Source organism: Methylocystis suflitae (assembly GCF_024448135.1).
GTDB lineage: Bacteria > Pseudomonadota > Alphaproteobacteria > Rhizobiales > Beijerinckiaceae > Methylocystis > Methylocystis suflitae.
Window position 1 is genome coordinate 21,773 of the sequence record NZ_JAMRYX010000241.1, and the last position, 25,829, is coordinate 47,601.

Annotated in this window: 30 protein-coding genes; 6 read left to right on the top strand and 24 right to left on the bottom strand. The window is 61.0% G+C overall.

Annotated elements, in window-relative coordinates:
- Positions 1-16: 16 nt before the first annotated feature.
- The 7 genes from NEI07_RS19815 to NEI07_RS18680 all read right to left on the bottom strand — a co-directional run bounded on the left by NEI07_RS19815 (position 17) and on the right by NEI07_RS18680 (position 6,369).
- Positions 17-223: a NepR family anti-sigma factor gene (locus NEI07_RS19815; RefSeq protein ID WP_407659945.1), complete on the bottom strand. Its 207-nt coding sequence runs from the start codon at positions 221-223 to the stop codon at positions 17-19.
- A gap of 217 nt (positions 224-440) precedes the next feature.
- Positions 441-1,232, bottom strand: coding sequence for a TonB family protein (locus tag NEI07_RS18655; RefSeq protein ID WP_256036730.1), 792 nt, complete (start codon positions 1,230-1,232; stop codon positions 441-443).
- Positions 1,229-1,654, bottom strand: coding sequence for a TonB system transport protein ExbD (exbD, locus tag NEI07_RS18660; RefSeq protein ID WP_256036731.1), 426 nt, complete (start codon positions 1,652-1,654; stop codon positions 1,229-1,231). The genes NEI07_RS18655 and exbD overlap by 4 nt, the downstream gene beginning before the upstream one ends.
- A gap of 3 nt (positions 1,655-1,657) precedes the next feature.
- Positions 1,658-2,467: a tonB-system energizer ExbB gene (gene exbB, locus NEI07_RS18665; protein WP_256036732.1), complete on the bottom strand. Its 810-nt coding sequence runs from the start codon at positions 2,465-2,467 to the stop codon at positions 1,658-1,660.
- Positions 2,464-3,147 carry a Fe2+-dependent dioxygenase gene (locus NEI07_RS18670; protein WP_256036733.1) on the bottom strand — a complete coding sequence of 228 codons (684 nt, stop codon included), beginning with the start codon at positions 3,145-3,147 and terminating at the stop codon, positions 2,464-2,466. The genes exbB and NEI07_RS18670 overlap by 4 nt, the downstream gene beginning before the upstream one ends.
- Positions 3,148-3,152: 5 nt before the next feature.
- Complete coding sequence (locus tag NEI07_RS18675) at positions 3,153-3,836, bottom strand: Fe2+-dependent dioxygenase (protein WP_256036734.1); 684 nt, start codon at positions 3,834-3,836, stop codon at positions 3,153-3,155.
- Positions 3,837-3,849: 13 nt separating this feature from the next.
- Complete coding sequence (locus NEI07_RS18680) at positions 3,850-6,369, bottom strand: TonB-dependent receptor domain-containing protein (RefSeq protein WP_456152486.1); 2,520 nt, start codon at positions 6,367-6,369, stop codon at positions 3,850-3,852.
- A 471-nt stretch (positions 6,370-6,840) separates the two neighbouring features.
- Between NEI07_RS18680 and NEI07_RS18685 the strand changes: the two genes are divergently transcribed.
- Positions 6,841-7,278 carry a response regulator gene (locus NEI07_RS18685; RefSeq protein WP_256036735.1) on the top strand — a complete coding sequence of 146 codons (438 nt, stop codon included), beginning with the start codon at positions 6,841-6,843 and terminating at the stop codon, positions 7,276-7,278.
- A gap of 44 nt (positions 7,279-7,322) precedes the next feature.
- Entirely contained in the window at positions 7,323-7,748 is a 426-nt protein-coding gene (locus NEI07_RS18690) for a group III truncated hemoglobin (RefSeq protein WP_256036738.1), read from the top strand.
- 23 nt (positions 7,749-7,771) lie between these two features.
- On the opposite strand, the gene NEI07_RS18695 is transcribed toward NEI07_RS18690, so the two are convergent.
- The gene (locus NEI07_RS18695) at positions 7,772-7,978 is read right to left on the bottom strand and encodes a TOBE domain-containing protein (protein WP_014892067.1); all 207 of its coding nucleotides are present in this window, start codon (positions 7,976-7,978) and stop codon (positions 7,772-7,774) included.
- Positions 7,979-8,409: 431 nt separating this feature from the next.
- Between NEI07_RS18695 and NEI07_RS18700 the strand changes: the two genes are divergently transcribed.
- A complete protein-coding gene (locus tag NEI07_RS18700) occupies positions 8,410-8,613 on the top strand; it encodes a hypothetical protein (RefSeq protein WP_256036740.1) in 204 nt (67 codons plus the stop codon).
- 139 nt (positions 8,614-8,752) lie between these two features.
- Positions 8,753-10,495 (top strand): nif-specific transcriptional activator NifA, encoded by a 1,743-nt coding sequence (gene nifA, locus NEI07_RS18705; RefSeq protein WP_256036741.1) that lies wholly within the window; start codon positions 8,753-8,755, stop codon positions 10,493-10,495.
- A gap of 137 nt (positions 10,496-10,632) precedes the next feature.
- Here nifA and NEI07_RS18710 read toward each other — a convergent pair whose 3' ends face one another.
- The 4 genes from NEI07_RS18710 to NEI07_RS18720 form a co-directional block, all read right to left on the bottom strand.
- Positions 10,633-11,154: a hypothetical protein gene (locus NEI07_RS18710; protein ID WP_256036742.1), complete on the bottom strand. Its 522-nt coding sequence runs from the start codon at positions 11,152-11,154 to the stop codon at positions 10,633-10,635.
- Between the two features lie 9 nt (positions 11,155-11,163).
- Positions 11,164-11,433 (bottom strand): usg protein, encoded by a 270-nt coding sequence (locus NEI07_RS18715; RefSeq protein ID WP_256036743.1) that lies wholly within the window; start codon positions 11,431-11,433, stop codon positions 11,164-11,166.
- 296 nt (positions 11,434-11,729) lie between these two features.
- Positions 11,730-11,807 carry a pyrroloquinoline quinone precursor peptide PqqA gene (pqqA, locus tag NEI07_RS19820; RefSeq protein ID WP_407659946.1) on the bottom strand — a complete coding sequence of 26 codons (78 nt, stop codon included), beginning with the start codon at positions 11,805-11,807 and terminating at the stop codon, positions 11,730-11,732.
- A 158-nt stretch (positions 11,808-11,965) separates the two neighbouring features.
- Positions 11,966-13,354, bottom strand: a complete 1,389-nt coding sequence (locus tag NEI07_RS18720; RefSeq protein ID WP_256036745.1) for an ATP-binding protein — start codon at positions 13,352-13,354, stop codon at positions 11,966-11,968.
- A 109-nt stretch (positions 13,355-13,463) separates the two neighbouring features.
- Between NEI07_RS18720 and NEI07_RS18725 the strand changes: the two genes are divergently transcribed.
- A complete protein-coding gene (locus NEI07_RS18725; protein WP_256036746.1) occupies positions 13,464-14,096 on the top strand; it encodes a response regulator transcription factor in 633 nt (210 codons plus the stop codon).
- A gap of 120 nt (positions 14,097-14,216) precedes the next feature.
- Here NEI07_RS18725 and NEI07_RS18730 read toward each other — a convergent pair whose 3' ends face one another.
- The 12 genes from NEI07_RS18730 to NEI07_RS18785 all read right to left on the bottom strand — a co-directional run bounded on the left by NEI07_RS18730 (position 14,217) and on the right by NEI07_RS18785 (position 24,633).
- Positions 14,217-14,723: a hypothetical protein gene (locus NEI07_RS18730; protein WP_256036747.1), complete on the bottom strand. Its 507-nt coding sequence runs from the start codon at positions 14,721-14,723 to the stop codon at positions 14,217-14,219.
- Between the two features lie 7 nt (positions 14,724-14,730).
- Positions 14,731-15,255, bottom strand: a complete 525-nt coding sequence (locus tag NEI07_RS18735; protein WP_256036748.1) for an SRPBCC family protein — start codon at positions 15,253-15,255, stop codon at positions 14,731-14,733.
- On the bottom strand, positions 15,252-16,256 hold the full coding sequence (locus tag NEI07_RS18740) for a vWA domain-containing protein (RefSeq protein WP_256036750.1): 1,005 nt from the start codon (positions 16,254-16,256) through the stop codon (positions 15,252-15,254). Before NEI07_RS18740 ends, NEI07_RS18735 begins: the two co-directional genes overlap by 4 nt.
- The gene (locus tag NEI07_RS18745) at positions 16,256-16,864 is read right to left on the bottom strand and encodes an MxaK protein (RefSeq protein ID WP_256036752.1); all 609 of its coding nucleotides are present in this window, start codon (positions 16,862-16,864) and stop codon (positions 16,256-16,258) included. Before NEI07_RS18745 ends, NEI07_RS18740 begins: the two co-directional genes overlap by 1 nt.
- Entirely contained in the window at positions 16,861-17,862 is a 1,002-nt protein-coding gene (locus NEI07_RS18750; RefSeq protein ID WP_256036753.1) for a vWA domain-containing protein, read from the bottom strand. The genes NEI07_RS18745 and NEI07_RS18750 overlap by 4 nt, the downstream gene beginning before the upstream one ends.
- A complete protein-coding gene (locus NEI07_RS18755; RefSeq protein WP_256036755.1) occupies positions 17,859-18,755 on the bottom strand; it encodes a nonribosomal peptide synthetase MxaA in 897 nt (298 codons plus the stop codon). The genes NEI07_RS18750 and NEI07_RS18755 overlap by 4 nt, the downstream gene beginning before the upstream one ends.
- 8 nt (positions 18,756-18,763) lie before the next feature.
- Positions 18,764-19,609 carry a DUF58 domain-containing protein gene (locus NEI07_RS18760; protein ID WP_256036757.1) on the bottom strand — a complete coding sequence of 282 codons (846 nt, stop codon included), beginning with the start codon at positions 19,607-19,609 and terminating at the stop codon, positions 18,764-18,766.
- A complete protein-coding gene (locus tag NEI07_RS18765; protein WP_256036758.1) occupies positions 19,606-20,637 on the bottom strand; it encodes an AAA family ATPase in 1,032 nt (343 codons plus the stop codon). The genes NEI07_RS18760 and NEI07_RS18765 overlap by 4 nt, the downstream gene beginning before the upstream one ends.
- 129 nt (positions 20,638-20,766) lie before the next feature.
- On the bottom strand, positions 20,767-21,057 hold the full coding sequence (locus tag NEI07_RS18770) for a methanol dehydrogenase [cytochrome c] subunit (RefSeq protein WP_123174864.1): 291 nt from the start codon (positions 21,055-21,057) through the stop codon (positions 20,767-20,769).
- A gap of 68 nt (positions 21,058-21,125) precedes the next feature.
- Complete coding sequence (gene moxG, locus NEI07_RS18775) at positions 21,126-21,707, bottom strand: cytochrome c(L), periplasmic (protein ID WP_256036762.1); 582 nt, start codon at positions 21,705-21,707, stop codon at positions 21,126-21,128.
- 35 nt (positions 21,708-21,742) lie between these two features.
- Positions 21,743-22,648: a methanol oxidation system protein MoxJ gene (moxJ, locus tag NEI07_RS18780; RefSeq protein ID WP_256036764.1), complete on the bottom strand. Its 906-nt coding sequence runs from the start codon at positions 22,646-22,648 to the stop codon at positions 21,743-21,745.
- Positions 22,649-22,758: 110 nt separating this feature from the next.
- Entirely contained in the window at positions 22,759-24,633 is a 1,875-nt protein-coding gene (locus tag NEI07_RS18785) for a methanol/ethanol family PQQ-dependent dehydrogenase (protein WP_256036765.1), read from the bottom strand.
- Between the two features lie 325 nt (positions 24,634-24,958).
- On the opposite strand from NEI07_RS18785, the gene NEI07_RS18790 reads away from it, so the two are divergent.
- A complete protein-coding gene (locus NEI07_RS18790; RefSeq protein WP_256036766.1) occupies positions 24,959-25,828 on the top strand; it encodes a trypsin-like serine peptidase in 870 nt (289 codons plus the stop codon).
- Position 25,829 lies beyond the last annotated feature (1 nt).

Sequence of the window (25,829 nt, forward strand, 5' to 3'; positions counted from 1 at the left end):
GAAACTTCGCCACACTTCACTCGGCGGCGCTTACCTCGCTAAGCTCTTCCAGCAGAGTGAGCATGTCGTCCGGCAGCGGCTCCAAAGCAATATCGGAAAATTGGCGTCTAAGCTGCTCACCGAGCCGCCTCACGCTCGGCTCCAAGTCAACCGCATCGGGTGTGTATCGGTTTCCTCTCATTGTCGTCTCTGTCAGTCTCGCTTGGTTTTCATGTGGCCGCATGAGCAGCTCTCCACACGGGGAATGAAGCGCCGATTCGAAAATCTGTTCCGACAATGCTCCAAATTTTTTAAGGAATAGAAAAGCTTAGCCGCGAATAAGCGTTGTGGAGAACTCCAAACTAATCTCCACAAGCTTTAGTCGCAGCTGAGTTTGTCGTGCCGGCGGCTCGGAAAGCGTACGGCGATCGTCTGATCGCCGCCGTTCGATTGAGCCGCAGCTATTTCTTGCCGATGCGAAATTGCACGGGCACTTCGAAGGTCAGACCCTCGTCCGCGATCACCGGCGGCGGCGGCGGGACCGGATCGGCCCGCTTCATCATCGCCAGCGCAGCGTCGTCGAAGAGTGGATGTCCAGCAGAACGTTTGATGCTGTAGCTGACGACATGGCCGCGCCTGTCGAGCGTGAAGGAAACGCTCGCTTCGGCGGATCGGCGACCGGCGGCGCCCGGATAACGCTTGTGTCGGTTGAGATGCGAGAGCAAGGCCTTTTGCCATGTGAGCTTCACGGCGTTGGCCACGGCGTCGGCCCCTTGAACAGGCGCTACTGGCCTGTCGGACTGTCGGTCGGCGTCGGACTTGGGCGGCGCAGTCGCCTCAGAAGCGGCAGACTCAGCCGAGACGACCGGCTGCGCCTGATGTGCCTTCTCCTGCTCGATCGGCTTCTCCGGCTGGACGTTGTGCGTGAGTTCGGCGTCTTCGGATTCGGTGTGGGTGATCCGCTCTTCATTCGTCTCCTTCGCCTCTGATGCGGCGACGGAAGGCGCAGCGGCGGCCGCTTCGTCTGAGAGGGGTCCGGGCGGCAGATCCGCCGCCTCGGCGTCGCGCGGCGCGGCGGGCTCGAGAGACAATTCGATCGCCGGCGCGCCGGACGCGTTCTCGTCGAGATCGCCTCGCAAGGTCACCAGCGCGGCGACGGCGCCGCCGACATGCAGAAACAGGGCGAGAGCGACTGCGGCGCCCCAAAGCTTGCCGTTCGATTGCGGCTTCTGGAGAGCGGCGGCGGCGCTCATGGCGTTGCCTGCTCCTTGCCGCCGGCGTCGAGCGCGACGAGCGCGACGCGCAAATAGCCGCCGGCGCGCAGACGCTCCAAGATCGCCATCATCTCGCCATAGGGCACGCTGGAGTCGGCCCGCAAATAGATGCGTTTCGACTTGTCGCCCAGGAGCGCGTCGAGCGCCGAAACGAGTTCGTTGCGTTTGACGGGCGTCTCGCCCAGGGCGAGCGCCATGTCGCCCTGGATCGTCACGTAAATGGGCTTGTCGGGTTTTTCATGCGGCGCGGCGTTGGATGCCGGGAGATCGACCGGAAGATCGACGGTGGCGAGGGGAGCCGCCACCATGAAGATGATGAGCAGCACGAGCATCACGTCGATAAACGGCGTGACGTTAATTTCGTGCGTTTCCTCAAGATCGCTTTTGAGATGAACGGCCATGATCTACTCCGCCGCATGAATTTTGTTGGCGGCGGCATGTCCGGTGCGGTCGAGATCGCGCGAGACGATGCGAAGCAATTCGCCGGAGAGATTGGAAACCAGTTCGAGATAGGCCGACGCCTGGCGCGCAAGGTGATTGTAGATGAGCACCGCCGGGATGGCGGCGAAGAGGCCGATCGCCGTCGCGAGCAGCGCTTCGGCGATGCCGGGCGCGACGACAGCCAGATTGGTGGTCTGTGCTTTGGAAATGCCGATGAAGCTGTTCATGATGCCCCAGACGGTGCCGAACAGTCCGATGAAGGGCCCCGTCGATCCAACGGAGGCGAGCAGTCCGGTGCCCCGCTTGATCGAAAGCGCTTCAGCGCGCTCGATTTCCGCGAAGGACGCTGCAATGCGCTCCTTCACGCCCGGCGCCGCAAGAATATCGGACGAAAGCTTCATTTCCCGCGTCGCCTCGCCAAGCAGCGCCTGCGTCAAACGGTCGCCGCCGCCAAGCGCCAGCCGCGCCTCGGAGAGGCCGCGCGCTTCGGAGAGGCGGCTGATCGCTGTCATCACGCGCTCGCGCGACCGTTTCAGTTCGATCGTTTTGGCGATGAGAATCGTCCATGTCGCGACGGACGCCAGCAGCAAGCCGACCATTACGAACTTCACGACGATGTCGGCGTTGACGAACATCGTCCACACCGAAAGATCATGAGGCTTGGTGGCCGCAATCGCAGCGTCGAGCGCTTGCGACCCAGGTGCGGCTGCGACGCTCTGCGCAGCCAGAAGCGCGATGATTGAGATCACGAGATACTGCAAGGGACGTTTCATGCTTCAGCCCATGTTCGAATCAGATTGTGATAAACGCCCGACAATTTGACGCAGGCAGGATCGCCGGCGCCGAGCCGAGTCGTCAGGGATTGGATGGCCTGGTCAAGATCGAAGAGCAAAGCGCGCGCCACATTGTCTCGAATCATGCTCTGCATCCAAAAAAACGAGGCGATGCGCTCGCCGCGTGTGACTCCTTTGACAAGATGAAGACTCGTCGAAGGATAAAGCACGAGATCGCCTGCCGGAAGTTTCACTTCCTGCCGCCCGACACGATCCTCGATCACAAGCTCGCCGCCGTCATACTCGTCCGCCTCCGAGAGGAACAGCGTGCAAGAAAGATCCGTGCGAATGCGTATCGGCGTCCCGGGAATGCCGCGGATCGCATTGTCGACGTGCAATCCAAAATTGTGCCCAACGCCATAGCGATTGAAGAGCGGCGGAAAAATCTTGTGCGGCAGCGCCGCTGAGACGAACATCGACGACTGCGCAAGCGCCTCGAGCACATATTCGCCAAGTTCGCGCGCGACGTCGCCGGCTTGCGGCAGTTGAAGATTATTCTTCACCAGAGAGGACTGCGAACCGGCGGTCGCGCGGCCATCCTCCCACGCCGCCCTGTCCATCGCCGCGCGAAAAAAGGCCACCTGCTGCTTGGAAAGAACTTCGGGTATGCAAATAAGCATCAGCGCTATGCTTCTCCCCAGTAGCGGATGAGATTGTGGTAGACGGTCGCCAGCTTACGCAGATCCGGATCGTCCGCGCCCACGCGCGGCGCGAGCTCCTGTATCGATTCGTCGAGATCGCAAACGAGGCTGCGCGCCTCGTCGGCGCGGATCATGCTTTGCAGCCACAAAAATGAGGCGAGACGTAGGCCGCCAGTGACAGGCGTCACCATATGCAGACTGCCGGCCGAATATAGAATGAGATCGCCCGCCGGCGGCTTGAAGCGCCTTGAGCCATAGATGTCTTCAACGATCAGTTCGCCGCCTTCATATTCTTCGGGATCGGAAAGAAGCACAGTCGCGGCGAGGTCAACGCGGATACGCGCGCCGGTCATGGCGTCGCCGCGTATCGCGTTGTCAACATGCGGATCGAAGTGGTCGCCGACGCCGTAGCGGTTGAACAATGGCGGATAGATGCGCAGCGGCACAGCCGTTGAAACAAAAGCGGGATTGGCGAGGAGCGACGAGAGCAGCCGCTTGCCGAGCGCGCGCGAGATTTCAGAGTCGGGCGGAAGTTGCTCGTTGCGCTTCGCCTCGCCGACGTTCGCCCCGGCGGTGGAGGCGCCATCCTCCCACGTCGCCTGCGCCATCGCCTCGCGAAGGGCATTGACCTCCTTCCTATCAAGCGCGCCCTGTATGTGAGCAAGCATTCGAAGCGCTCCCTTAAAACAAGATGCTCGTTTCGAGATAGACGGAGCGCCCGGGCGACATCTGCGCGAAGGGCGTCGCCGTCTGATAGAAGGCGTCATAGATCGTGCGGTCAAAGAGATTGTTGACCGAGAACTTCATCGTGATGTTAGGGCCGATCTTCGCCTCCGCAAAAACATCGAAGCGCCAGTACGAAGGCAGGACGGTGGGCACGTTCAGGAAGGGATTGGCGGCCGTCGGCGCCGGCAAGCCAAAAGCGTTGAACGCTGTGCCGCCATTGGCGACAATATTGTTGCCGCCATAGATCCTGGAACGATAGATGGCCTGGCCGCCGAATTCGAGCGCGTTTGGCGCGAGGCCGATCAGGTCGCCGAATTTGTACTTCGACAGCAGGCTGAAGGACTCATGCGCGATATTGGCGAGTTGAAGACCGATATTTGTTCGCGCGTAGGAGTTGGTCACCCGCGAGTCCATCACCACGATGCCGCCAAGGACCATCCACTTATCCGTGATATTGCCCGCAACCTCTAAGTCGACGCCCTGGACGTAATAGGACGCGTCGCCGGTGGTGACGCCGGAGTTCACTTCTCGAGCGCCGCTCACATCCGTCTTGAAGAAGGCTGCTGTCGCGAGGAGATGCCTGTCGAACAGCTCCCATTTCAGACCGACCTCCGCCGCCTTGTTGAGTTGGGGAGCAAAGATCTGCGACGCCGTCGTCAGGCCGCCGTAATTCGCCGCGCCGCCGTCAAGCTCCGCTCCGACGGGCGTCGCCGAGGTGGCGTAGGCCGCGTAGGCGCTGACGTTCGGCAACGGCTTGAAGACGACGCCGGCGTTCCAATTGAACAGACCTGAATGGCTCTTGGCGAAAGTCGAAAGCGTCTCCGTGCGGTTCGTGATGTTGTAATCGTCAAAGCGCGCGCCGCCGTTCACGATTACGACATCCTGATAGTTCGCGGTTTCGATCAGATAGCCCGATTTGGTGTCGACCGCGATCCGCGTCGGATTGGTATTGCGGTAGGGCGTGCTGAGGAACGGCAGATAGGTGCATGGGAGATAGAGGTTACAGGTCACCGTATTGCCGGTGGGAATCCCGTTCAACTCGGAGGCGAGGCCCTGATAATTGGTGCGCGTTACGCCTTCGCGGGCGAATTCCACACCGGCAACGAGCGCATGCTTGACAGGGCCGGTTTCGACTTTAAGCGTCGCCTCTGTCTGGTTGTCGAGTGTGTTCACCACCTGGTAGCGGCTTTGCGCGCCGATTCTAACCGTGCCCCGAAAGAGGTCGGCGCTTTGCGTCAACGAGCCGATATAATCTAGAACAGAACGACTCTGCCTGAAACGATTGTCGAATACGAGGTTGTCGTTGTAGCGATAATGCGCGGTGAATGTGCCGAAGTTCTGCATCGCAACTTGGAAATCGCGATCGAGGAAGCCATACCAGTTGGAGCGCGGCGTAACGCCTTCGGGGAACGGCCTATTCCAGATCCGGTTATACGGCACGCCGAAGTCCGGCAAGCCGTTCTGATAGACATGCGTGTATTGAGCGGTCAGCGTCAGGTCATCGAGCGGCTTGAACACCACTGAGCCGGCGACGCCGTCGCGATAGTCGGTGACAAAGCTGCGGCCGGCGACATTCGAGTCGTGATAAAGAGCGTTGACGCGCACCGCGAGGATCGGGCTGATCACTTTGTTGACGTCGGCTGTCACCCGCTTCATGTGGTCGGAAAAGCCGCCAATCGCTTTGAGTTCGACGAAATCGCGATCGGTCGCTTGTTTCGTTACGATGTTGATCGCGCCACCGGCAGTGCCACGGCCGGCAAACGTCGACCCCGGCCCGCGCAGAATTTCGACCTGCTCGGTATAGAAGTTCTCACGAATGCTGACGCCAGGATCGCGCACGCCGTCGACGAAAATGTCGTTGCGAACGTCGAAGCCGCGAATGAAGAAGCGATCGCCGAAGGCGTTGCCGCCTTCGCCCGTGCCCAGCGTCACGCCCGCCGTGCTGCGGCCGATTTCACGCAGCGTGAAAGCGTTCTTGTCATCGAGCACTTCCTTGGTCAGCACCGTGATCGTTCGCGGCGTGTTGAGCACCGGCTCAGTGAATTTAGGCGAAGACAGGCGGTCGACTTTATAGGGCGCAACCGGATCAGCGTAAGGATTGGCGTTTGGCGCGGTCGCGAAGATCGGCAGGCCTCCATTCCCCGCGCCTTGGCCGCCGGCGCTAGAAGCGCCCGGCGCGCCGCGACGCTGCCCCGAGGCCTGATTGGCGGCCGCATGACGCGCCAGTTGCGGCTGAGCGGCGGCGATGGGCTTGGGTTTCGCCGGCGCCGCCGCGCGCGGCTTCTCCTGCGGCGCATCGACTTTAACGGGCGGCAGCGTCGTCGAAGCGGACTGCGCTAGAGCCGATGCGCTGACGCTCGACGCAAGCGCCGCAGCAACGCTCAGCGCCTTCACCGATGTCAGATCTCCAGCACGAGTCCGCGGAAGCGACTGCATCATCATTCGTAGAGAGATTGGAGATTTGACGTCGCTCATCGGGAACCACAAGGAGGAGTTATGCGTTGTCTAGTTTCGCGTCGTGCGAAGAAGTTGATCGAAGCTAGATTTGGCGGTCATCGCGGTCAACTGATGAAAGGCCCGAATGGAAGTCTTGTAATCTGTATAGTTTCAGACAGATACGACATATTATTTTTTGCAAATGTTACCTTTCTGCCACACGGTCGTAGTTTGGAAGCGTTTTAATTCCAAACTACGCGCTCTACTTCGACGAAATATATTATTCAATGCGCGGCAAACGGCGCAGATCCGCGCGCTTTAGAACTGCGGCGGAAGGATTCGCCTGTTTGCTGCGCGCCAATGTCGTCAGCGCTATCGCCGCTGACAGCCTGCGATGGTCCGCAAATCGCGTTTCGAAGCCTTGGAGATCGCACCGGTCGCAGCGCTTGGCGTCGCGTGCGGCACGCGACTTGCTTCACCATCGTGAGTCAATCACCGCGCGAGGCTGCCATGCAGATCGGCGTAAAGGTGGCGAAAGTCATCGAACGCAAGCGCGTTTTTGTCGTGGATGACAATGAAAGCTTTCGCGCGACGATCGAGTTCATGCTCCACGACGAATATGAGGCGCATGAACTCGCGAGCGCGACCGAAACGCTCGCAAAATCGGAACAAATAAGGCCGGACTTGCTGATGCTTGCCGAAGGCGTCATTCGCGTCAACGGCCTGGATCTCATTCAGGAGTTTCTGGCGCGCGTTCCCGAAACCAAAATCATCGTCATCGTCGATCAGATTTCGAGCGGATTTGGCCAGGAGTGCGTCGCCGCGGGCGCACACGACTTTCTGGCGAAGCCGCTGCGGATCGAACTGCTGCGCGATAAGGTCGACGCGCTGCTGAGCGCCAGGAAAAAGGCCGTCACAATCCCGCGGACTGTTCTGAACATGCATTAGCGCCGGAACAACCGCCACTCGAGGTTTATTGCAGGGAGGTCGCCATGGAGCCCGCCATTCCGCCGATAGAGGACGGCGCCGAACGCGACAAGTTAGAGATCGCGATCGACGATTGCGTGCGTCGGTTCTACGCGAAGGGCGCCGAAGATCCGCTGTTGGCTCCGATCTTTGCGACGATCGACGGTCTTGACCAACATATGGGGATCGTCGCGAATTTCTGGTCCAGGACCTTGCTCGGCACGGAGCGCTATCAGGGCCAGCCTTTCGCCGCGCATATTAATTTGCCGATCGAGCCTCAGCATTTTACGCGCTGGCTCGAACTCTTTAGCGAAAGCGCCAAGGAAGCGCTGCCGAAGACGCAGGCCGAGCAGGCGATCGCCAAAGCCGCCCACATGACGCAATGTTTCCAGTCTGGGCTGTTTCCCTTCGTCGACGCCGATGGAAAGCCGTCGCGCGTTCCGGCGCAATAGCGTCCATCGGCCGCCCACGACCGTTAGTCGACCGCGATCATCACATCCGACGATTTGATGACCGCTTTGACCTTGGACCCTTCGCGGAGTCCAAGTTCCTCGACGGATTCGTTGGTGATTGAAGCTGTGACCGTCAATCCGTTGACGTCGATCGTCACATGCGCCGTGGTTGCGCCCTTCTGGATGTGCTTGACCGTCCCGGGAAGGCAGTTACGCGCGGAAATCTTCATGCCGTCGGCTCCTAAGATAAGTGGTTATCGCTATGGCCTCCCTCGACGGCGCCCGACGTCGCTACGGCTGCGGCATAATAATCAGCCGCTTGAGCCGGGTTTCCTTCGATGAAATGGGACTGCACGATCGCGTCTATATCATCGGCGCGGCGCGGCGCATATCACACGCCTTCTGCATTACCGATCAATAACTATCCAATATGTTACAAATCTAGGCAGCAGCGCGATCATGTCCTTCACGACGGAGCCGCGCGTCAGCTTCGACTACATTCAACCAAAGCGGGTCGCCGCCCGCCGCTGAGCTTTTGAGAAACAGCTCGTACATATGGATGGGCTTTCCGACGTTCCCTGGCCAAATCATCGAAAGATTGCTGCGCGCGCATCGGGAGTGCAGAAAGCACTGCGCGCGACAAACGCGTCATGGCGGCGAAATGCCGCATAAGGCGCGGAAACGCCTGCAATTCCGCTACCGGTTTGTTACGATGCGCGTGATGCTAAGCGCATCGCAACTCATCGCGCCGCCTCGGCAAGGCGACATCAATGTCGGTTGCGGCGAGAGCGCGGTTTGGATGGAGCCGGTCGCCGATCAATCGGGCTGCGGCGCCGGAGGAGACGGCAGAAGGCGCAAGAGTTGATCAAGCGTGCGCGCCAACGCTGATGTCGAGACAATTGCAGGCCGTTGTTTTCATGATGCTAAGGGCATAAGGGCGGCATGGCACGATGTTTGCGTCAAAACTGTCGAAAACACCCACGCATGTCGTGAGGCTAAAAAGTATGGGTTTGCAGCTGGCAGGCGGCGCGTGCGCGCCGAAGGCGCGCGAATTCGATGTGAGAGACACCGCTCTCGTCGGCATCTACGAAATATCGAAGCTCCTGGCGTCGCCAAACCGTCTGGAAACCACGCTTGCGGGCGTGCTCGCGCTGCTTTCGAGCTTTCTTGATATGCGCCATGGCTTGGTCGCGCTGCTCGACGCGGCGGGCGGGCCCGAGGTTGTGGTTGGGTCGGGCTGGAGCGAAGATTCCGCCAAGCGTTTCTTCGACCGGCTGCCCGAACGCGCCGTGGGGCAGATCGTCGCGACGAAAATGCCGCTCGTCGTCGAGAACGTCGCAGCCTCACCGCTCTTCCAAGGCTCCGACTTTTCCGAATGGGGACCGACCGACGGCCGGCCTTTCTCACTGATCGGCGTCCCTATCAAGGAGGGCGACGCCGTTGTCGGCACGCTGACGGTGGATCGCGTCTACGACGATCGTTCGGTGACGCTGTTCGACCATGACGTGCGCTTCCTGACGATGATCGCCAATCTCGTCGGCCAGACCCTTCGACTGCACAAGCTCATTGCGCGCGACCGCGAACGTTTGATGCAGGAAAAGGCCTGGCTCGAAAAAGGCGACCGCCTTCCGCAGATTGAAGCCAAGGTCAGCGGCATCAATGGCGTTGTCGGCAACAGCCCGGCGCTGCGCGCGGTGATCGATAAGATTCGCGTCGTCGCCAAGGCCAAATCCACCGTCCTTCTGCGCGGCGAATCGGGCACCGGCAAGGAGCTGTTTGCCGCGGCGATACACAATCTCTCGCCGCGCCGCTCAAAACCCTTCATCAAGCTGAATTGCGCGGCGCTCCCCGAGAGCGTGCTGGAGTCGGAGCTCTTCGGCCATGAACGCGGCGCTTTCACCGGCGCAGTGAACATGCGCAAAGGCCGTTTCGAACTGGCTGACGGCGGCACATTGTTTCTGGACGAGATCGGCGAAATCACGCCGGCGTTTCAGGCCAAGCTGCTGCGCGTTTTACAGGAAGGCGAATTCGAACGGGTGGGCGGCACGCGCACGCAGAAGGTCGACGTTCGACTCGTGTGCGCGACGAACAAAAATCTCGAAGAAGCGGTCAAGCGCAATGAATTTCGCGCCGATTTGTACTATCGCATCAGCGTCGTGCCCATCTTCGTGCCGCCGCTGCGCGACCGCAAGGGCGATCTCGAACCTCTCGCCAACGAATTTCTGCGTCGCTTCAATGCGGAGCAAGGCGGACGGCTGAGCTTTTCGGAGTCGGCCCTGCATGTGCTCACCGCCTGCGCCTTTCCGGGCAACATCCGAGAGCTGGAAAACTGCGTGTTTCGGACGGCGACTTTGGCGCAAGGGAATGTCATCACCGACAAGGACTTCTCCTGTCGCAACGACGGCTGTCTCTCTTCGGTGCTTTGGAGCGGCTCGCTGGAGCGTTCGGCGCCTCATGCCCCCGTCGCAATCTTGCCGACCCTCGTGCCGCCGCGCGACCGTCAGCCTGCGCCGCCGCCGCCGACGCCGAGTGAGCCCGCCCACGCCGACTCTTCGCCCGAGACCTGTCCCGGCGCGGAAAATTGCACCGCCGTGGAGCGTGACGGGCCTTCCGATCGCGAACGTCTGATCGACGCCATGGAGCGCGCGGGATGGGTCAAGGCGAAGGCGGCGCGGCTGCTTGGACTAACCCCTCGTCAGATCGGCTACGCGCTGCAAAAACATGGCGTCGAAGTAAAGAAGTTCTGAGCGCCTCGGAGCCGGCAGGACCTCGGCGATTTGCTTGGAAGGCGACAATCGTGGCGCATTGCGCGGCGACTGGCGCTCAAATTCGCTTCAGGCAAGACCGGCGCGGTCGCACGCCAAAGCCGGCGCGCCTCGCCCTTTCAGCAGTCGCCCGCATCAATTGAAACGTCGGCGATCATCTCGCCCTTATTGTCCTTCAGCGAATATCTGATGATGGCGCCGCTTGAGCGGTGATTCGGCATCGTCAGACACACGCGCTCCTGCAGCTGGGTCTTCAATTCGGCGAGCTTCTTGGCATTGCCGATCAGAGTTTTCGCCGCTTCATCGTCAACGATCGTATAGTTGTAATTGAAGGCGTTGCCCGGACCCGCAGTCGCCTTATCGAGACGAACGCCCTCGCTGACCATTTCTGGAAGCGTCGCGTTCACCTCTGCGGCTTCGCGCTCCAAAGCCAGCGAAAGAGGCTCCAGCGGCTCATCGACATTAAGGCTTTCCCGATATTGTCTCGCGAGAAGGAAGGCCGTCGCCACGATAACGATCAGCGCGGCCGCTTCCCAGACTCCCATCCATGATTTCGTATCGCTGTCGTCCCTCACGGCGCCCTCGCTCCAACCCGCGTCGATTTTGTCTCGACCCAGCTCGTTGCGCAAGACGGCGGCCATATTAGTTTTTCAGTGCACCTTGAATTCCTTGTCGAGGAGCTTCAACTCAGCCGGTTTGATGAGGTTCGAATGCGCGACGGTGACGGAATGCAGCGGGCCATCGAGGCTGCGCATCCAGAAATCGAGAAATTTGCGCAGCTCTGGAAACTCGGGATGAAGATCATATTCCTGCCAGATGTAGGATTGGATGATCTTCGGATAGTCCGGCAGATGATAGAGAATATTCGCCGTCGTCAGGCCGTAGCCTTGAAGCTGCAAATGGAAGCCGCTGGACGCCATGGCCTGCTCCTTGACGATCTGATTCCTTTCAGATTAGGAGCAAATCCTCGGAGAGCAAGCGCCTGGAAAGGCAAAGGCCTGAAAAAACAATATGCTATCAGCAGCCGTGCGTGAGTGCCAAAAATGCAGGCTCAATATCGGCGTAGCTGAGAGAAACCCGGCGTTCGGAATGCAGATGGAAAACAGCGGCGCCGTCGCAAAGCGGACGGCGCCAGCTCATGTTTATCGGGGCGACCGAGTGCGGCCCGTGATGCTTCAGGTAGGCGAGCCCGAGACGAACCGGCGCGATAGGCTGATCAGATCTCAGCCGATTCGTAGCTGGTGATTTCCATACCGACGCAGATTTCGATAATGATCGGTTGCGACCAGGCCATGGCGTTGTTCCTCCAAGTTACTTAGTCCGCCCGACACGACGGCTCCGGTAAAGAATAATGAACGGCGCGTATCGTTACACCTTCAAAATTTCGTCATCCACGCTTCCAAAATTTCCCGCTCCGGACGGGCGTCGGGCGCATATGCTCCTTGCCTCACATCACTCGCCGTCGTCCCGCAACGGAAGCGACACCGCAATCCGCGTGCCGCCGGACTCCCGCCTTTCGATCAGCTGTGCGCCGCCAAGCGCGCGCACGCGCTCGTTCATGCCAAGCAGACCCATGCCTGGAGCAAAGCGCTCCGAAATGCCGACGCCATTGTCCTCAATCGTGATTTTCAGTTGGGGCGGCGCTTCCGGGTTGAGCTCAGAGGAGTCCGCTGACGCGTCAAAGCCGAATTCCAGAGTGACCTCGCCCTTATCCGCGCCCGCGTGGCGGAAGATATTGGTTACGCCCTCCTGCACCACACGGTAGGCCGCCAGCGCCGTCTCCTCGTCGAGCGACGAGAGATCGTGGCGCGCGACGAGCCGTAAATCGACCTCGGGATGGGTAAGCGCCCATGAGGCGAAGAGCGCCTTCAGCGCCGGTTCCAGACCAAGTTCCGCGAGGCCTTTTGGCCGCAGCCGTCCAAGCAGGCCTCTGAACAGCGATTGAAGCGACTCGCTCGCCTTGTCGATCGTTACGCTCATCTGTCTCAGTCGGCCCAAATCGGGAACGGGATGCGAGAGAAGCTCCTGTAGCGCGGCAGACGTTGCGCGTATCGAAAACAGACAAGGACCGGCTTCATCATGCAGATCGCGCGCGATATCCTTGCGCTCGCCTTCCTGCACCTGAATAAGCCTATCGACGAGTCCGCGATTCTCCTGCTTGACGCGATCAAGCGTCGCGCCGAGCGAATTCAAGGCGGCGGCGATCGATCGGAATTCCGTCGCGCCGCTGACCGATAGGCGCACCCCGCTCTTGCCTGTCTCCAATTGCGCCAGGCCGAACTTCAGCGCATCGAAAGGCGCAAGCGAGTAGCGCAGGAACAGCAGCACGAGCGTCAGGAAGATGATCGTTACCGCGAGGCTGATCGCCGCAAGCCATAGCATGTCGGACCAGATCTCTTCGAGTTCGTCGAAGGGGTTCGAAATCACCACAATATTGCTGTAGGCGCGCCCCCCGATCGTCACGGGAATTGTCAGGACGCGCGGCGAGGCGCCAACCAGCTTCACAAACCATTCCGGCACGTCCTGACCGGAGTGGCGGATCTTCTCCAACCAATCGCTGGGCGCCGTCTCATTGGGGGCGAGGATCGCAACATCCGCATGGCGAAGGTTCCCGAGCGATCCGTAGAGACGCCGCAATGCGGGCAGCGGATCTTCGTTTTCGGGAAGATTTGCAATCGTTGCGAGGACAACTTCCCGCATCAATCTGAGATTGCTTCCCGCTTCCGCGCGCACGCGCGGCCCGGCGTGAAGAAGCTGGATTGCAAGATTGATCAGCAACGTCGCGATGAGCACGACGCCGATCAATCCGCCCAGTCTGGCTTTAAGCGAAACCCCGCGCATGCTGAACGCCCTCGTCTCCATGCTTAACCGTTGACGTCCATTTACTGTCGATTGACAAGACTAGCGGTTTTCACAACATAGGTTCGGGCTCTCAAACAAGCGAAAAAGGATGCGCATTCTCATCGTCGACGACCACCCTATGGTGATCGAGGGCTGCCGCGGCATGCTCTCGGGACAAAAAGACATCGAAGTGCTCGAGGCGCATGACGCTGACGAGGCGCTTGACTCCTACGCGTCCGCAGCGCCCGACGTCGTGGTGCTCGACATTAATCTACCCGGCGTGTCCGGCTTCGAACTGCTGCGCCGCATCTTGAAGCGGGACGCGAACGCTCAAATCATCATTTTCACCATGAACGACGATCCGGTATTTGCCGCGCGGGCGATCGAGGGCGGTGCGCGCGGCTATGTCGCGAAGAATGAGGACCCACGCGTCTTTATCAAGGCGATCCGCGCCGTCGCGGCGGGCGAGCGCTATCTGTCAAACACTCTCGCGCTCAAGCTCGCCTTCGCCGACCAGAGCCGCGCAAGCAACCCGCTCGACGCGCTCAACGGCCGGGAAATCGAGATCCTGCGCAATCTCGCCGACGGCAAGGATATGACCGAAATCGCGCATATTCTTAAGGTCTCCTACAAGACCGTCGCGAACAATTGCATTCTGCTGAAACGCAAGCTCGGCGCGCGTTCGAAAGCGGATCTTCTGCGTATCGCGGTTGAAAACAAGGTTGCGATGAAACTTGTTTAGAGCAGGTTCCGAAAAAGTTGACAGACTTTTTCGATGAGAACCTGCTCCGACATTTCGATTATGAGCGCCTTCCTTATCGATCACATGATTTCATGTGATCGGGAAGCGCTCTAGGCGCCGCTATCTGAATTGCTTCTGCGTTCGATAACGGGCGGCGAGCATCCGCAGCGCGTCCTCCCGTTCAACCCCGCTGTGGCGCAGATTGTAATAGTGCTGGCAGACCTCGCCATAGGTCTGCTTTTGGCCGGCGGTCGCGGCGATCGCGACAAGCGAGCTGATCAATTGCGCGAAATCCTCCGCATGACCGTCCGCAGCAAGCATCTGCCCGACCTGAGCGGTGCGGTTGGCGAGCATCCGATCGGACTCTAGGAAATGCGCCCGCGCCGAGAGCAGAGCCGCGCGTATGCGCTCTATCGCTGGTTCGCGCACGCCGACAGCGCCGCCGGCTTCGCGTTGGGCCAGCCAGAGCGCCGGTTCCGTGTGATCGGCAGCGCGCAACCAGACGTCAGCGCCGTTGCCGGCCTCGGACTCGATCAGATCATCCTGCTTGGCGGCGCGCCTCTCTTCGCCGCATGAGGCGAAGAGCGCGCAGACGCCTGCAAGAATGACCGCTTCGCAAAAGCGCATCGCGGACCTATTTCCCTTCCACTTTCTTCTTCAGGCCCTGAAGACCGTTGCGCAAGTAACTCGCCATCGCCGTGCGCGCGGCGTCATCGTTGAGGTTTTCCGGCGGCTCATTGCTCGTGTCGCCGCGATAGAGACGGCCATACCATTTCACCAAACTCCCTCTCGCCGACGCAGGTTCGATCGTGAAGGTGACGGTGTAGGAACTTACGGGCAGCGCATCGAGATTTGGATCAGACATGCGCCAGGACAGTTTGAACGCCGAGGCGTCATATTCGTCGAGTCCTTCCTTCAGAACGCCGCCCTTCTTGAGGGTTATGTCACGCTCCGCGCCGGCGGCGTCTCCGCCCTTGGCGGCTACGCTCTGAACGTCAGGATGCCAGTTCGCGAGCCCGTCGAACTTACCGGCCACGGCCCATACCGCCTTAGGATCGGCGGCGATGACGATCGACTCGTCGACCTTAATCGGCGTCGGTCCATGCGCGAGCGCAGGCGCGCAAATCAGAAGGGCGAAGAGCCCCAGCAGCTTCCTCATTTGGATCTCCTTGGTTGTGGAAAGCGGTAGAACGGCGCGGCGCGGCGCATCTGAACGAAAGCCTGCGCGACAAAAGTTGCGGCGGCGGCCAAGGACGTGAGAACCGCAGCTGCCGCGCCAAAGAACGGGCGCAGGTCGAGCGCTGCTTGACGCGGTCGGACGGACGCGACCGCGGCATAGTCCTTCCACAGCCGCGTGCCGTCTTCGAGATGGGCGTAGGAAAGCCCGGTCTTTTCGGCGAGCGAGCGAAGATAGTCCTCCTTTAAGGAAGACAGATGCTCGACGCCGACCGCCGCCGCCGCGCCGAAGGGCGCGTTGCGGGCGTTGTAGCCCTCGCGTCGCTCCGCGCCTTCAGGCGGCAGGCCGAAGCGGCTCTCATGCGGAACGTCGTCGACCCCGAGGAATCCGACCTCTCGGCCCCTGTCGTCAAATTTCGGGATGGGCGAAAGCTCATAGCCGCCAACGCCGACGACAAGACCGCGCACCTCGCCCGCACGCCCTTCGAACGTCGGCGCGCCGCGCGCCGGGAGCGGCGGGGCCTCCTGGCCATCGCTAAAAAACAGCAGGTCGCTATTCAATTCCTTCGCCATCGCGATCGCGCGAAAAAAGCCTGCCGAAATTCGGCTGTCGCCCTCCCAGGCCATCCGCCAGTCGAGCGCCTCAATCGAAGCTTGCAGAGGCGTGAAATCTGCGCAGACGTCGATCGGTTCGAACAGCAGGAATGGCTTGCGTTCGGTAAAAACGCCGAGAGCGACATGCGATGGACAGGGCAATTCAGCGAGCATGGCGCGAAGCGCGGCTTTCACGGCGTCGAGACGGCTGACCGGCCGGCCGAGCGCGGCGTAATCGCGAACATTCATGCTGCCGGTGATGTCGACGATGGCGAGAAAGTCGAATGACGGCCGCCGGATCATAATCTTTGGCGCGAAAAACGTGGCTGCGAGCGACAGCGTCGCGAGCGCGAGAAGAGCGGCGCGAGGATCGCGCACATCCGGGCGCATCACGGCAGTCCTTTCGGCTTGCCGGGAATATCTGTCCAGAGCTTCTTGGGATCGGCGCTCAGTTCGTCGCCGCTGTTTCTCTCGAAATCCGGAAAATCCCGAACAATCCGCGCCGCGACGTCGAGATTGAACTTGGCGTCCCAATAGTCGGGCGCGAGCTGCAGCGCACGTCGATATTCGCGCTTGGCGAGATTGACGAACGGGTTGGCCGCTTCGAGTTCCGAGCGTTCGATATGATCGAACGCCTTGCGCAGCAGCGCGTTCGCCAAGAGATAATGTCCCCGCGCGCGCGCCTCGATGCTCGCACTACGGTCGAGCGCCTCCACCAAGGCTCGCGCGCGATCGATTTCGCTTCGCGCCGCAAGAAAGGCGACGCGCGCGAGAATTGTTTCCGGCCAGCCATTCGCCTCGACGGCGACGTCGCGGCCCTCGCGCAGCGCCTCGATCGCGTCGTTGGCGTCGACGGCGCCGCGCCATTCGGCGAGCAATGCAGCCGTGGTGAGGATAAGCGCGAGAAAGATCGCGATCAGAAACGACGATTTCGTTTCACGCCAAAGCGCGCGCGTCTTGTTGCGCAGGATCGCGATCCTCGTCGCGAAGGCCGTCATCGCGCGTTGTCCCCGACGCTCAGCCTGACCTCCGCGAGCTTCGCGGCGAGGAGAAGCAGCGTCGCGGCGAGCGCGAACGCGAACGACCATACGCTCAGATCCGTGCGCGGCAATTTTTCGACATATCGAACGGGATGCCGTTCGAGCCTGTCGATCTGTTTTAAGGCCTCCTCCGTCGCCTCGACGCCTTCAGCCTCGAAGGCGCGGTAAGGAACGCCGAGCGATTTGAAGAAGAGATCGAGATGGCGTTCTGGCGCGGCCTGTGGCGACTCTTCGTCGCCCGCCGGCTGATCGGAAATGCCTCGGCTGCCTTGGGTGCGCAAGAACAGCCAGTAAAGGCTGACGTTCGTCTTGCGGAATTCCGCCTTCAAATCGTCGCGCAGCTTTGGATCGATGACGCCGGCGCCGTCGGAGATCAGCAGGACCGCGCGCGACAGATCAGCCTCGCTGGTCTTGAACATCGAGAGCGCCATGGCGAGCCCACGCGCGATATTCGTATAGTCGAGGCCCGGGCGGTCGATCGCGTCGATTGCGGCTTCGGTGGCGCCGATATGGTCCGAAATCGGCGTCACCAGCATCGGCGCCGTCGAAAACGCCGCGACGCCCACGAGATCGTGACGACGCGCTTCGACAAAGCGCTTGAGAATGCGCCTCGCCGCCGCGGCCTTCGACTCTTCCCCCCCGGACGGCGTTCGCCCCGCGAAGGTCTCGTTCATGCTACCGCTGCGGTCGATCAGCATGACGATCTGCGCGCCCTCGGAAAAGCGCTCGATTTCGGCGCCTGCGACATAAGGGCCGGCCGCGCCAAGTAGGCTCGCGCCAATCGCGACGACGCCGCCAAGCTTCATGACACCGCCGGCGACGGCCGAAAGACTGTCGGCGGGCGCCGCGAGGAGCGAGGGGATCGTCGCGCCACGCAGCACGGATCGCAGCAGTGGAAGCAACGCCAGAGGCGCCAGGAACAGCGCCTCGAGATGATCAAAGCCGACGGCGCTCATCCTGAGCGCTCCTGCCTGGCGAGCTTGCTGACGAATTGCGCGAGCTGCTCGGCGGCACAGTCGTCGTCCATAGAGCTTTCGCCCCCGAAAAAAAGCCGCTTCGACGTTTCGAAGAATTGCTCGAAGTCGGACCGCAGCGGCTTGAATTCCGGATGTCTGCGAAGAAACTCCGGAAGGTCGCCTGACAGCAGAATTGGGCCATTGGCCCGATCGAGCCCGCGATGCACCGATTGAATCGTCGCGGCTAGAGTGGCGTCGTCTGCGCTGCGCCGCGTCGAGATTTCACGCGCGAGCGCTGAGAAGATTCGCGCCTTCCGTTGCTGGAAGGGCGGCCAGGCGCGATCACGCGCGACAAGAAGGAGCGCAAGCAGAGCGGCGGCGCCAGAGGCGAACGCCAGATTGAGCGGTGTGGCTTCGTTAACGAATGCGGACGAACCGTCTGGACGCAGATAATCCGACGCCTGCTCTTGCTTCCGCGGCGCGACCTCCCGCAAAGGAGAAACGCCAATCCTCCATGCGGGAACGGCGATGGTCCGCGCGCCTGTCGCCGTCGAAATGGAAAGTTCGAACCCAGGAATCTCAATGTCACGCGCATCGAGTGCGACATAGAAATTCTGATATGTGAGATCGAGACGCCAAAGGTGCGCGCCATTTTCCGACGTCTCGCTAAGTTTGACGTCCCTTAGATCGAGCGAACCGGTGAGCGGACCGGGATTAGGCAAGGAGGCGCGCGATAGCACGGCGTCCGCGGGCGCGGAGACGTCGACGCGCGCATGGATGAGATCGCCCACGAAATAGCCGAACGGGCGCGCCGAGCGGATGCGCACCGTCGTTTCCTGCGCACATGCTGGAAGGGTCGCAGCGAGCACGAGGGCGAGACATGCAATGCGCATCGCAGGCCTCACGCCGCCGTCAACCGCATGCTGAGATCGTTGGCGTCGAAACTGTCTTCTATAAAAATTGGCGCGCGGCTGCGTCTTGAAGACGCGCAGGCGAGACTTCGCCGATGGCGCTGCTCGGCTTCAACCCAGCGCCGCTGGAGCGCTGGCCTCATCAAGAGAAGCTGCCGGCGGCCGCTCTCGCTGTCGCAAAGCTCCAGCACGCCCCATTTCGGCGGCGCGGCTTCGACAGAGTCGATCAGAACGAGCGGCGCGACATCATGTAGTGAAAGCGCCTCGAACGCCTGCTCGATCAATTGCGCGGGCCAGCGAAAATCGGAAATGAGAAACACGAGCTTGCGCGTGGCGCCGAGAGCCGCCGCGGCGTCGAGCACGCCTTTGGCGCTCGATCCGCTGGGCGTTTCGACGCCGATGCTTTCGACGGCGGCGAGCGCCGCCCGTCTCGAACGGGTCGCCGGCAGCGTCGCGCGACCGATCAGCGCTTCGTTGAAAGCGAATGCGCCAAAGCGATCGCCGTTGCGCGTCGCCGAATACGCCAGCGCGCCGCAAAGATCGACGGCGACCTGAAATCTATTGACGGCTCCGGCGAACCCCATCGAGGCGGAAAGGTCCACGAGCGCGTAAACGTCGATCGCCGCCCTTTGCTCGAAGCGGCGCACGACGGTTATGCCGAAAGGATCGCGCAGCGTCGCGCGAAGGTCGATGCGGCGGGCGTCCGGATAGCGCATAAAATCCGCCTGATCGCGGAAGACTCCAAAGCCGCCGACCTCGCTTGACGTGTGGGCGCCGACGTGGTTGGCGGCAAAGCGGCCGCGCGGTCGATATAGGATATCGACGATCGTAGTCATGGAACGGGCGTCGCGTCGAAAACCGCGCGGCACAGCCGCTTGACGATATCGTCTCCGCGCAGAGCGTGGATCGGATCGACAAAGATGCGGTGCGCCATGACTTCAATGAAGACATCGCGCACATCTTCCGGAACAAGATAATCGCGCCCTTCGAGCCAGGCGCGCACCCGCGCGGCGCGCACAAGCGCCGCCAGTCCGCGCGGACTTGCGCCGCCCTTGACGAGACTGTCGAGGTCGACGTCCGGCAGCGACACGCCGGCCGAACTTGGCTCGACAAGCGCCTGCCAGAGGTTCAGCACGTAGCGTTCAAGCGCGTCGCTCGATCTCACATGTGTCTGGATCGCGCGCGCGATGGCAGGCGTCTCGCGATAGTCCAGCGTTCCGGGGTTCACCCTCTCGAGCAGCGTTTCCGTATCATGGAACGCTGGATCGAAAACCAGCCTGCGGCGCGCGTCCTCATCGTCCGGCGCTGCCATAAGAATTTCCATGAGAAATCTGTCTCGAGCAGCCGCCGGCAGTTCGAAGGTTTCTTCCCGCTCCACCATGTTCCGATCAGCGAACACATTGAGATAGGGGAAGTGATGCACGCGGTTGAACGCCGACACGCTGCGCTCGGCCATCAGCCGCAGCAACAGCGAATGAACCTGCGGGCGCGCGCGGTTGATCTCATTGAAGAAGAAGACCGGCAGCGTCTCCGCATGGCGGAGAAGCTCGGATGGATCGACGCGCGGGCGACCGTCTTCGCCCAGATAGGTATGATAGAGAATGTCGCTCGGCATCATGTCGACGGTGCCCTCGACGCGCGCGAAGTCACCGCCAAGCGCGCGCGACACCGAACGCAGCAGCGTCGTCTTGCCGACCCCGACATCGCCCTCGATCAGCACATGGCCGCGCGCAAAAATGCAGATCGTCACGAGCCTGACGACGCGCGCTTGCCCGATGACCGCCTTTTGAATTTCCTGTTCAAACTCAAGGGCGCGCACGCGCCAATCGGAGAGCTTCTGGACGACGTGCAGAGTTTCGTTCAAGGCCTGACCTTAGCGCGCCAAACAAAAAGAGGCGGCCACGATCTCGGGAATGGGACCGACGCGCTGTTGTCGAATACGCCGGCTCCAGATCGTGGCCGCTAGATCATCGCGCTTTTGTCGCGATGAAACTTATTGAGCAATCTTGCTCACGTCATATTCCCACTTGCCGGTCTTCTTGAAGTTCTCGACCCGCTTCTTGTTGCGTTCTTCCATAGCCTGAACTGACGCTTGCTGTTTGGCGATTTCCTTGGGGTCGTGCTTGGGATCGTATTTCGACCCCTCGACCTTGTCCGGGAAGCCGGGCTTGGGTTCCCAGCAATTTCCGGGCGCCTTGCACTTGGTGCCGTCATAGGCGAGCGCGCTTCCGGCGCCAAATAAAATGCCGACGGTGAGCGCCGCGGCGAAATGCATCTTACGCATCCCTGTTTCCTCCTTTTTGCGAGGCTATCGCCTCGGTGTTTGCGCCTCCGGCGACGGCGGCGTAGAACTTACTTCGCCTTCTCCTGGCACTTTCCAGGCGGGCTGTCCGGCAGGGTTTCGTGACCCGCGTAGGGTTTGAAAGACTTGCGCTGAGCGTCCGTCAGCCAGCTCGCCTTCTCCGGCGCTTCCTTGAAGAGATGTCGGATCCAGGCCATGACCTTCAGCATCTCATCGAGCGTGAGGTTCTGGTACTGCGGCCCCATCGACGCTTGCCCGCCGCCATAGATCGTCGAGAACAGGCCTTCGTCGGTCTCGTTCTGCGGATAGGTCCAATAGGCGTCGTTGAGGCCGGGGCCGATCTTTCCTTCGGCGAGGTGGCCGTGACAGCCGGAGCAGGCGGAAAGAAAGAGCTGTTCACCCAGCTTCAGACAGCTCGCATCCTCGTTATAGGGATTCTTGCCCGACGCCATGAATTCCTTGACGCCCGCGGTGTCCTTTCCCTCAGGCAGCGCGTCATCAAAGTTCAGCACCTCGCCCGTGATCGTGTTGCGGAATGTGATCCCTGCGGTCTGTGCGATGGCGCCGAGCGCAACCAAACAGGCTGCGGCGCCGATGAGGGACAGGGAAACGCTTCTTTTGCTATTCGACACGTATTTCGTCCTGCTTTTCGTTTGCGCGCGGCGCATCATTGGGTGACGGGAAGAAGAGGAACGCCTTCCGCTTTGAGGATTTCGTCGATCTTTGGCCGAGCGGCGACGAGCGCCTGATCGATTTCAGCCAGCAAGGCTTTGTCGTCGCGCCGCACCGCGACCGATTGATCGAAGCGCTGCGGCACTTTTTCGCCATTGCTCTTCGCCGCATCGTCTTCGATCAGCGACATCCGCAGCGGCGCCGATGACGCTTTGACGTAACGCGCGACGTCCGGGGCAAAGGCGACCGCCACATCGGCGGCGCCGCTGACCACCTCCCCGACCATGCGGGCGGGATCAATCTGCGTGTATTGATTGCGCGCCGATTTGAAATTCACCAGCGAATAGAGATAGGCCATGTTGTCTTCGTACTTGCCCATATCCTTGAGCAGCGTTTCGCCCGGAGAGCCGAAGGCGACGGCGATGTGGCCGAGCTTCTTCAGACGTGCGTCGGACCAGGATTTGATGTCGAGGTCGCGATCGGCGCGGCTGACGAAGACATAGCCGGTGCGATAGTACGGCTTCGACGTCGCGACGCGCGGATCACCGGTATCAAGGCCGATGACGACGTCGCAGAGCTTCTTGTCGAGAGAATCGCGCACGAGATAGATCGCCGGCTGCTGCGACCAGACGAATTGCGGCTTACGTTTCATGGCGTCGGCGAGCGCAACGCCGATCTTGTTCTCAAGTCCCGAGCCGTCTTCCAGCGAGAGCGGCGGCTGGTTCTTCGCCGCGCAGATGCGAAGCGTATTGGGATCGGACGGCTCTGCCGTCGAAGCGGTCGCGGCGTTCGAGACGGCGTCGCCAGTAACGCCGAGCGAAGCGCCTTCTGCGCTCATGGCCGCAAGAGCGACGGAGAGCGCGCAGCATGCGCCGACGGGCAAGCGAGTGAATCGCGACATGGCTTTCTTTCCGTGATCATTTCGATCGCCTGTTCGGACACATGGGGGCGCGTCCGAACAGGCGTCTCGTAACCGCCTCAGGCGGATGAGATCGATGGAACGAACGGCGATTAGTTCGCCTTGTATTCGCCCAAGCTCAGATCGTCGTAGGGGCCTTTGCCGTCGAGCGAGAACACCATCACGCCGCCGCCCATCTGCGTGTAATTAGCGAGCTGCTTGAAGGCGCCGACCGCGCCGAGACCGGCCGTCGGATCCTGGAGATCGAACACGAGGCCAACTCCCGGCCAACCGCCGACGCCATACAGGATGGCGAGATATTCGACGCCCTTGTGCTGATAGACGATCGGATGTCCGATGACGCCGGACGGAAGCTTGAACTTCCACAGCAGTTCGCCGGTGTCGCTGTGACGGGCCTTGATGAAGCCGTCGAGCGTTCCGTAGAAGACGACATTGCCGGCGGTGGCGGCGGTGCCGCCCCAAACAGCGAAGCGCTCCATCTTCTCCCATTTGAACTTGCCGGTGATAGCGTTATAGGCCTTGATCTGGCCGAGGCCTTCAGCCTTCTGACGATCGCCCTTCGGGCCGGGAAACATATTGAGCGTCGCGCCGACGAAGAACTGACCCGCGCGATAGGGAAGCATGAAGGGCTCCCAGTCCATGCAGATGTGGTTCACGCCGAGGAAGAACAGCTCCTTGTTGGGATCATAGGAGTCGAGGCCCTGGTTGTGATAGCCCATCGCCGAGGGACAGATGTCCTTGGCGAGATGGTCCATCCGCGTGCCATATTCCGGATCGCGCACCGGCAGGCCGCTCTTCAGATCGACCTTCTTGAACACATTGACCGTGTCATCGATCTTGTCGGCGGAGACCAGCGTGCCGTCGGTACGGTCCAGCGTATAGACGATGCCGTTGCGGTCGGGATGGGTCAGCAGCTTGCGCAGCTTGCCGTCCTTGTCCTTCTGCTCGCTGAGCATCATGAAGTTGATGCCGGCGTAGTCCCATTCATCGTGCGGCGTCTTCTGATAGCCGAACTTCGCCTCGCCCGTGTTGAGATCGCGGCCCCAAATGGTCATCGTCCACTTGTTGTCGCCAGGACGCATCGTCTCGTTCCACGGCGCCGGATTGCCGCTGCCGTAGTAGACGAGGTTGGTGCCCGAATCGTAAGCGAACCAGCCCCAATTGGTGCCGCCGCCGATCTTCCAGGCGTCGCCTTCCCAGGTTGCCGTGCCGAGGCCCTTCTGGCCGTAGTGCGGATTGGCCTTGTTGAAGTCGTCGCCGATCAGCACATCCGAATCCGGACCGGTCGCGTAGGCGCGCCACTTCTGCTCGCCGGTGCGCACGTCATAGGCGGTCATGTAGCCGCGCACGCCCAGTTCCGCGCCCGAGCTGCCGATGAGCACAATGTCCTTATAGATGTGCGGCGCGACAGTCAGCGTAGAGCCGACCTTGAAATCGGAGTTTTCGATTTTCCAGTATTCCTCGCCGGTGCTGGCGTTCAGCGCGACGACATGGCCGTCGAGCAGCGTCTTCACGATCAGCGCGGGCGCCTTGCCGTCGCCGGGCCAGTAGGCGAGACCACGATTGACGATGTCGCAACAGGCGACGGCGCGCGCCGCGGCGTTCTGCTTGGGCTTATGCTGCCAAAGAATGCGGGTCGGATCGTCGAGGTTGAGCGCGAAGGTATTATTGGGAAAAGACGTGTGAACATACATTTTGCCGTCGACGACGATCGGCGAACCTTCGTGACCGCTGAGCAGACCGGTCGAGAACGACCAGGCGACCTTTAGGTTCTTGACGTTATCGGCGTTGACCTGGGTCAACGTGCTGTAGTGGTTGGAGCTGTAGTTCTTGCCCTGCATGGCCCAGTTTTCTTCGCTCTTCGTCAGAGCCTCGAGCTTATCCTCGGCAGTCGCAGCGGACATCGTCACGATCGGCGCCGCGATCAGCACGGACAACAGGGACACGGAATTTAGCAATTTCCTCATCGACGAGTCCTCCTGCAACCTCGCCCGGACGCCTTCACGGCGTCTTCGATGGCGACGTCGCCCCGCAAATAGACGGCAAATGCAAGCCGCCAGGGTTCATTGACGGTCGCTTATTCTCGCTGCGCGTTCGCGCGCAAATTCGAGAGACGATCCGCCGGCATATAAGTTTAAGCGCAAGGCCGAGTCTTCACGATTTATCGGTAATGTGTCTCGGGAAAGATTGGCATGTTTGCTCCCCATGCTTCCCGACGTCGTGGCGCTTGACGCAAAATCGCGCACAGCTTTTGTTGGGGGACGATCCTCCCCTCCTCTTCAGAAGCATCGAATGCCAAAACCTCTCGCGCCAATGAATTCGCCTGCGCGCCGCCATCGGCTGTTCACGCCGGCGAATCTGCGTTCGTCCGCTCTTCCGGCGGCCCTGATCATGCTCATGCTGGTCGGCGCGACGCTTGCGCGCGTCGGCGCGCAAGCAGCCCACGCCGCGCTTTACGCCGCCGACAGGCGGCAAGCGATGACCGAGGCTGACGCCGGTCGCTTCGCCGGCGCCGGCGTGCTCATGTGCTACTCCGATTTCGGAACGCTCGAGCGCGCGGCGGCTGCCTGGCTCATCGGTTCGCATGACCTCGTCGTGATGAACGCGCATAATTTCGTCGACCGGCGACTCGCCCCAACGCACCCGGTGACGAACTGCTTTTTTAGGATCGCGGGCGGCGATTACTATTTCAATGAGGACAGCCTGCGCATCGGCGCATCCGTCGAGTCGAAAGCCCTGCACATCACAGACGACTGGGCCTTGCTGCGCCTGCTTCAGCCAACGCCTGAAACCATAAAACCGCAGCCCGCGCCGGACGCGAGCGATATCGCCACGGGCGCGCGCTTCAAGGTCGTGATGGTCTCGCCGGCCGGACATTCCAATACAAGCCTCGTAGCCACCACTGAATCATGCGAGGTTTATCGCGTCGACGAACCCACCGAAGGTCACGCTCGTCGCGTGCGTCATGACTGCAATGACGGCTATGGCGGCTCGGGTTCCGGCCTCTTCACCGAAGACGGTCGTCTGATCGCCATGCATAGCGCTTCGCTCGATATGAATCAGAAACGGCCATTCGATATCGAGACGCATTACGGATCGGCGATACTTTTCGAGGGCGAACTCGCCGAGGCGATCCGTGACGCGGCGTCAAAGCCGCGCTAGC